The sequence below is a fragment of the Micromonospora sp. NPDC092111 genome, from assembly GCF_044755745.1.
Classification (GTDB): Bacteria; Actinomycetota; Actinomycetes; order Mycobacteriales; family Micromonosporaceae; genus Micromonospora.
The window spans coordinates 3,561-10,248 of sequence record NZ_JBIVRQ010000038.1 but is presented as its reverse complement, the minus strand read 5'-3'; the positions used below and the strand labels follow the sequence as shown (position 1 = coordinate 10,248).

The window sequence follows — 6,688 nt, the reverse complement described above, 5'->3', positions numbered from 1 at the left end:
ATTAGTACGTGCAATCCCTGATTGAGCGATGCAGGGCGGCGGTAACCTGCGGGAACATACAGACAAGATCCTTTGGCACAACCAGGGCACAACCTAGAATCGATCTTGACCAGCCGGATCGGCCGGCGGATCGCTCTTCACTGGCCGGAGGAGCTGCCCGACCAGACCACGCCGCCGGTCCTTCTTCGGCATCCAGTGAACGTAGGTCTCCAGCGTGATCCGTAGGCTGGCGTGCCGTAGCGCCTTCTGGACCTCCTGCGGCTCGACGCCGTTGCTCATCAGCGTCGTGGCGAAGAAGTGGCGCAGGGAGTGGAAGGTGCCTTCCTTGGGCCAACCCGCAGCCGACCGCCAGGTCTCCCACAGCTCAGACCAGTACCGATCAGTGATCAGCTTCCCGGTCGAGGTGGTGAACAGCAGAGCCGCCGGGCGAGTCAGCCGCTTCCCGCCCGTGATGTCCGGAAGATCGAACTCGACCGTGCCGACCTCCCTGAGGTGGGTCGCCAACTCCTCAGCGACGACAGCATCCAGGTCGACGGTCCCCGCCGATCCGCTTTTCGGCGACGCAAGGTAGAAGCCGCCGAAGTCGTCAACGGAACGGCGCAACTGCTGAACGACGTGCAGTTCCTCACGAGCAGGGTCGAAGCACCGTGGCCCATCCTCGATGCCCAGCACCTCACCGATACGCAAGCCCTCACCAGCTCCCAGCCAGATGGCCGCTCGGAATCGCCGGGGCACAACCTCGGTGAGCTTGAGCACCTGGTCCTCAGTCGGGACCCACTTTGGTGCCCGTGATACCCCGCGCAGGAGCTGCGCAAGGTTCACGCCGTCACAAGGGTTCTCGGAGAGCACCTTGTCGGTCACAGCGGCATTCAGAATCGTCTTCAGCACGCCGAAGTACAGGCCGATCGAGGACTTGGCAACGCCCTCGTTGAGCAGGCTGCCGAGCCAGGTCATCACGTCAGTCAGGTTGATCGACCGAATGGTCTGTTCCCCGAAGGCCGGCAGAATCCGTTTCCGAAGGTTCTGCGGGACACGCCGCCGCGTCTCGACGCTCCATCCCGCCTGCCGTGAGTCCTGCCACCGCTGCGCGTACTCGGCGAAGGTCAGTCGGTCCGTCTCACGCTTGGCCTTCACTTCGGCCGCAACGCCCGAACGGCATTCGAGGTCGAAGGCTTCCGCGTCGACCTTGCGCTCGAACAGCCGTTCCCGAGGCTCACCAGCGCCGTCGGCGTAGCGCACCCGCCACCGCTTGCCCCGACCGTGCCGCTTCGACGGGAGCCGCTTCTTGTCCGGCCCCCGCTTGGTCAGGTACCACAAGTCATCGATGGGCATGTCAGGCCGCCTTCTGATGGACCCAGGCGCGGACGTCGGCGGGGTCGTATCGGAGGTGCCGGCCGACGCGGGAGGCGCGGGGGCCGATCCGGCGGTGTCGCCACTGGTAGAGGGTGCCGACGGGGATGCCGAGGAACGCCGACACGTCGGTGACGCTCCAGAGCCGTTCGGCGGTGGGGGTGGTCATCGGGGTTCCTTTCTGGCTTGCTGTCGTGCCGTGCGGATGCGGTCACCGATGGCGGTGGCGAGTTCGAGTTGTTCGGGGGTGTCGTAGCCGATGCCGAGGATCTGCCAGTCGTTGACGACCAGGACGTCGGTGTCCTCGGGCAAGCCGGCTTCGGTGAGCGCGGTGTGGAGCTGGTGGGCCTGGCGCTCCGCCCGGAGCTGCTTGAAGGTCGTGCTGTAGATGCGCGACTTGGTGAGGAAGTGGCCTCGGAAGCCGAGCATGTGCGCCCAGTGGCGCAGCTTGAGATCGGCGTACTGGTCGAGGCCGCCGAGGTCCCAGGCGGTTTGGATCATCGCCCGGTGGTGGTCGGACACCCGCAGCAGACCGATGTGGGCCTGCGAGCGGATGCGCCGGTCTCCGGTTTCGGTGGCCCCGGTGCCCTTGGTGGCGTACTTGGCGATGTAGCCGGCAAGGCGGGTGTCGTTGACGACCTGGTCGCCGTCGTCGTTGTCGTCGGTGACGTCGATGTCGGTGGCGGTGATGTCCTTGACGTCGACCTGCTTGCCCCATTGGAGGGTCAGCGCGGTTCCGTCGGGTCGTGCGGCGCCCAGCTCGACCGACGAAGCCGCGGTGCGTACCGCGTCGGTCAGCACGTCGGGGGTGAGCCAGGCGGGAGGTGTCGAGTCGGGGCCGGAGGGTCCGTCGGCGCGGATGACGGCGTGGAAGTGGACCAGGCCGCGCCGCTGATATTCGGCAACCTTGGCGTAGGAGATCCGCAGGTGTGCCCCGGACGCCCGGACGGTGAGGCCACCAGCGGCAGCCACGGCGCGGCGTAGCGCGATGGTGAACCGGTGCCAGAGTTGGCCGCTGTGTGCCTGCCACAGCACGGCCCCGGCGTAGTCGTAGGTGCTCGGGTCGAGCGGGCTACCCAGCAGCGGATACCCCTCGGGGTGCCAGCGTCCGCAGGAGCAGGGTCGCTTGCCGGGCCGGTTGTGCACCGCGCCGAACGACGGGGCGGTGAGGGTGACGAACAGCCGCGTAGACCGGGCCACCGTGTCGGGGACGCCTTTGCCGCCGGACATGCCCGCGTGGATCAGGTGCCAGGCGTCGGCGGCGTACCGGTCGGCGCAGGTCGGGCAGACCGCCGCCCGGCGGGTGCCGCAGGAGGCCCACACCCTGCCCTGACGGGCGGCGATCAGGTCCCCGGTACCGAGCTGCCGGACTTCCCATTTGCCGACGAGGCGGACCGGCTGGAGGCAGCCCTTGACGCTCTCGACGCCGGCCCGCCATTCCTTGTACGCCGGCGACCTCATCCACCGGGTTAGCGTCGCCTCTGCGTCGTGCCCGTTGTACGCCCGTTGAGGTGCGCGGGGTGGTGATGACATGGAATCCCTCCAGGGACGGGCCTGCCGCGCCCCCGGTGTCTGTGGGAGCACGGCAGGCCAGAGCGAGCGGGAGAAGGTCAGTGCGTGTAGCCGTTGGCGGCGACCGGGGTAAGCCGGTCGACCACCCGGGCCGCGATCGGCAGCGGCAGGCGCGTAGCGCGCTGGACGTCGACGGCCGTCACGGGTGTGGTGGAGTCCGCGACGAGCTGCCGGATCTGTGCCTGCATCGCCACCGGGATGCCCAGCCCATCCAGCTCCACCACAGCAGCCGCAGCCGGAGCCGGCGTCGGGGCAACCGGGACAGGGGTGGGAGGGGTCTGCGGCGTGACCGGAACGGCCGGGACCTCGACGACCGCAGGCGGGGCTGACATGGCGGGTTCGGGCTCGCTGGTCTCGGGCTTGATCAGGACGACGGCCCGCCGTGCTTGGGTGCAGCGTGCCTGCACGATGGGCATGACTTCGGCGAGGAAGAACACCAGGACCGGGACCATGATGTGCGCGGCGAGCATGCCCGCGCTGATCGAGCCTTCACGGGGCCATACCGCCGGCACGACGTTCATCACGAGCGTGGAGCCGAGGAGGAACCGTTTGAGCCAGTCGACGGCCCGGGAGTCGATGTCGATGCTCCGGGCGATCATCGCGGCTTCCCATCGCAGGATCGTGATGAGGATGCCGACCAGGCACGGTTCGACGCCCCAGCAGCCCCACCACACCGGGTCGGCCGGGGTGAGGTGCCCGGCGAGGAAGTCTTGAACGCCGGTGGTGGTGAACACCGACCCGACCGCCAGGAAGACCCACAGCGACCGGGTCACGCTCGCCCGCAGCCGTTCGATGTCCACGATGTCGAGCGCGGAGTCTTGCTCCAGGTCGTGAAGCTGCCGCGCGACATCCAAGCGCTTGCTCAGCCTGCGGACCGGCCGAGGCGGACGAGCCGGCTTGACGCCCTGCCCCATGTCGTTCACCGCTGCCCCGTCGCGGCAAGTTCGGACACCGGCCAGCCGGCGACGCGGACGAGTTCGGCGATGTCGGAGTCGTCGCAGTAGGCGGCCCGGACCCGCACGGGGGTACGGGAACGCTGCTTGACGACGAAGCCGATCCCGGCCGACTCCGGCACGTTCGGAATCTCGTCGGCCAGCGCGCCCCGGCGACGCATGTCCTCACCGAGAACCATGTCGACGTGCCCGGCCGAGGTGGCCCGCAGGCACACCCGCAGGGAGAAGAGGTCACGCTGCGGGATCACGTCCTTGGTGGGTTCCTGGAGCGCGCCGATCACGCTGCCACCCAGAGCGCGAGCCTGCGACAGGATCAGCGGCAACGCGGCCTGAGCGCCCTTCGTCAGCGACCGATCGCCGTAGCCGGTCACCGCGCCCAGCTCATCGAGGACCAGGACGTCTAGCGGGGTGTCCCGGGACATGGTGAAGGTCCGTCGGCCCTGCTCCGCCAAGGTGCGCTTGCGTTCCTGCATCGTGGTCCAGAAGCCCTGGATGACGTCCACGATGTCGCCGTCGGTCTCGGCGTACCGGTGGGACACCGGCCGGAGGGCGTTGAGTTCGGTGCCCTTGGGGTTGACCACGTGCAGGCGGACCAGGCCGTCACGGATCAGCGGCGCGCACGCCCGCAACGCCATCCACGTCACCGAGTTCTTCCCCGAACCGGTGGCCCCGCCGATAAGCCAGTGCTGCCCGATCAGCGGCGCGGACCAGTCCGAACCGTGCTCGGTCTCACCCAGGTAGACCCGCGACAGGTCCACCGCGTCGGAGTCGGCCAGCAGGTCCGGCGGGATGATCGGTCGCGTGAACGGCTCCGACCGCTGCACGACCAACGCGATCACCTGGGGACGCACCCGCTCGACGCCCACCCGCTCAGCCCGTAGCGCGACCGCCAGAGCCTCAGCGGCTTCCTCCCACATCTTTGGCGTCTGCCCGAGCAGCAGCCGCACGTACACCGTCTCGGTCGACGGGGAGTGCGACCGGATACGGATGATCCGGGGCACGTTGATCACGCCCGTCATCCGGTGGACCGTCACCAGGTTGCACGCCTCGACCACCCGGCCCCACCACGGGCCGAGGTAGGCCCGGGACAGCCAACGGCGGCGCACCGCCCGCAACCTCGGGGCCGCCACCAGCGCCCAGGAGTCCGGGTGACCCCGGTACCAGCCCACACCGGCCGCGACCGCACCGGCCATCACGCCGCCCGTGGTCGCCGGTCCGAACTCCAGCATCCCAGCGGTCAGAGCAGCCGGAGCCGCCACGAACCCCGGGTGCCGAGCAGCCCACCCCGCCACACGCCATTCCCAACCCTGAAGGCGCTTACCCATCTCCCGCACCTACCTTCACAATTTCGTATGCAATTCATAGCCGCTGTTTTAGGCATGGAAAAGGCCCGGATCGGATTACCAACCCGGGCCTTTTCCGTCGAACAATTGCCGGTCAGTGGACCGCTTCGAGCATCTTCTTTGCGAGCGTCGTTGCCCGCTTCGCCTTCTCGGTCTCCTCCAGCCACGGCGTGGCCTCTTCGAGGAGGATCAGCAGCACCGCCACCGCCCGACGCAGTTCGTCGTAGTGCTTCATGTAGCGGTACCGCTCCGGCATTCCCTTCATCGACCTACGAAGCAGCCGCATCGCCTGATCAACGCCGTCATAGGTGTCACTGATCCGATACGACGCCATTAGCTCACCTTCCACGGCTTGGCGATCAGGTCCGCCTCGTACGTCTTGACCCGCAGGTGGAACGCCCGAAGCGACTCCACCGCCTGCCGGTGCGCGTCCTCCAGGTCCTCGATCCGGGCGGCGAACTGGTACAGCGTCCCCGGCGGAGGTTCACACGACTTGATCAGGCTGTTCACACCGTCCAGGAGCATCGCCAAGCCCTGCACGTTGCCCACCAACGCCTCATACCGCCGCCTGCCGGTCAACGACTTCACCATCTCCGGCACCAAATCCATGCACAGCCCCTTCCTGGCCACGGAACCCACACGATCGGTGGGCACCACCCACCCCCGGAAAGGTGGTCCAGGGGGCGGATGGAAACCACCGACCAGGCGGCTACTCCCGGCCCGTCAGACGCCACACCCGACGCCACCGACGCGTCTCACGACGAATCAATCCGACGTTCACCGCAATCGACAGCATCAACAATCCGATAAGCGTCAACTCGAAATCCGACATAGCAACCTCCCCTCAATTCTCGAATAGCAAATCAACCTGTTTCAGGCAAGGTTCTATCCACTGTGGAATTCTCAATGAACAAGCTGCCGAGGATGAAACCGAGAAACGGCACCAGTGCCCCGGCAAAGTGCCCCGACCCGACTCGAACGGGTCACCCACCGAAAGGGGCGGGGCGGAAGATCAGGAACGCGCCCAATCGCTCACCGAGCGGTCTTGAGGCCCTGCGCCTTCCACGTCAGACCCGACCGGCCGTCCCGCTCCCAGTGCGACACCGTCGCCCCGATCAGCTCGACCAGTTCCCCCTCCTCGACCGTGCCCGGGTCGGCCGAGAGCGTGATCTTCAGTTCCTCACCCTTGCCCCGGTAGCCGTCCTCGGTCGCCACCGGCTTGGCGAACACCGCCACCGTGAAGAGCGGATCGTTCGTGCCGTACGCCGTGATCACCTTCCCGTCCTGATCCGCCTTGATCGACGGCTCCTCCACCACCCGCAGCTTGTAGCCGGACAGGTTCACAGGGATGTTCCGCATCTGGACTGCTCTCCTTCGTCTCTTCACGCCCGTGTCGCATGAACGCTTGGTGGGCACTTAGGCCCGATCTCGACCCTACCGCCCGATGTAACAGAGCGGATCAGCTTGGAT

Annotated in this window: 8 protein-coding genes; all 8 read right to left on the bottom strand. The window is 67.4% G+C overall.

Features of this window, described 5'->3' with window-relative positions; all coding sequences use genetic code 11:
- Positions 1–93: 93 nt before the first annotated feature.
- Positions 94–1,332 (bottom strand): tyrosine-type recombinase/integrase, encoded by a 1,239-nt coding sequence (locus ACIQG9_RS29750; RefSeq protein ID WP_400408552.1) that lies wholly within the window; start codon positions 1,330–1,332, stop codon positions 94–96.
- A gap of 1 nt (position 1,333) precedes the next feature.
- Positions 1,334–1,519, bottom strand: coding sequence for a helix-turn-helix transcriptional regulator (locus tag ACIQG9_RS29745; RefSeq protein WP_400408550.1), 186 nt, complete (start codon positions 1,517–1,519; stop codon positions 1,334–1,336).
- On the bottom strand, positions 1,516–2,811 hold the full coding sequence (locus ACIQG9_RS29740; RefSeq protein WP_400408548.1) for a replication initiator: 1,296 nt from the start codon (positions 2,809–2,811) through the stop codon (positions 1,516–1,518). The genes ACIQG9_RS29745 and ACIQG9_RS29740 overlap by 4 nt, the downstream gene beginning before the upstream one ends.
- A gap of 149 nt (positions 2,812–2,960) precedes the next feature.
- Positions 2,961–3,836 carry a hypothetical protein gene (locus ACIQG9_RS29735; RefSeq protein WP_400408554.1) on the bottom strand — a complete coding sequence of 292 codons (876 nt, stop codon included), beginning with the start codon at positions 3,834–3,836 and terminating at the stop codon, positions 2,961–2,963.
- A 5-nt stretch (positions 3,837–3,841) separates the two neighbouring features.
- Entirely contained in the window at positions 3,842–4,930 is a 1,089-nt protein-coding gene (locus tag ACIQG9_RS29730) for an FtsK/SpoIIIE domain-containing protein (protein WP_400408553.1), read from the bottom strand.
- A 382-nt stretch (positions 4,931–5,312) separates the two neighbouring features.
- Positions 5,313–5,552: a hypothetical protein gene (locus tag ACIQG9_RS29725; RefSeq protein ID WP_400408547.1), complete on the bottom strand. Its 240-nt coding sequence runs from the start codon at positions 5,550–5,552 to the stop codon at positions 5,313–5,315.
- Entirely contained in the window at positions 5,552–5,827 is a 276-nt protein-coding gene (locus tag ACIQG9_RS29720; RefSeq protein ID WP_400408546.1) for a hypothetical protein, read from the bottom strand. Before ACIQG9_RS29720 ends, ACIQG9_RS29725 begins: the two co-directional genes overlap by 1 nt.
- Positions 5,828–6,250: 423 nt before the next feature.
- Positions 6,251–6,577, bottom strand: a complete 327-nt coding sequence (locus tag ACIQG9_RS29715) for a hypothetical protein (protein ID WP_400408544.1) — start codon at positions 6,575–6,577, stop codon at positions 6,251–6,253.
- Positions 6,578–6,688: the final 111 nt, after the last annotated feature.

What these genes read in the sequence shown, in the direction of transcription:
- ACIQG9_RS29715 (WP_400408544.1), bottom strand. Translation starts at nt 6,577, where the DNA reads ATGCGGAACATCCCTGTGAACCTGTCCGGCTACAAGCTGCGGGTGGTG.
- ACIQG9_RS29745 (WP_400408550.1), bottom strand. Translation starts at nt 1,519, where the DNA reads ATGACCACCCCCACCGCCGAACGGCTCTGGAGCGTCACCGACGTGTCG.
- ACIQG9_RS29740 (WP_400408548.1), bottom strand. Translation starts at nt 2,811, where the DNA reads ATGAGGTCGCCGGCGTACAAGGAATGGCGGGCCGGCGTCGAGAGCGTC.
- ACIQG9_RS29725 (WP_400408547.1), bottom strand. Translation starts at nt 5,552, where the DNA reads ATGGCGTCGTATCGGATCAGTGACACCTATGACGGCGTTGATCAGGCG.
- ACIQG9_RS29720 (WP_400408546.1), bottom strand. Translation starts at nt 5,827, where the DNA reads ATGGATTTGGTGCCGGAGATGGTGAAGTCGTTGACCGGCAGGCGGCGG.
- ACIQG9_RS29750 (WP_400408552.1), bottom strand. Translation starts at nt 1,332, where the DNA reads ATGCCCATCGATGACTTGTGGTACCTGACCAAGCGGGGGCCGGACAAG.
- ACIQG9_RS29735 (WP_400408554.1), bottom strand. Translation starts at nt 3,836, where the DNA reads ATGGGGCAGGGCGTCAAGCCGGCTCGTCCGCCTCGGCCGGTCCGCAGG.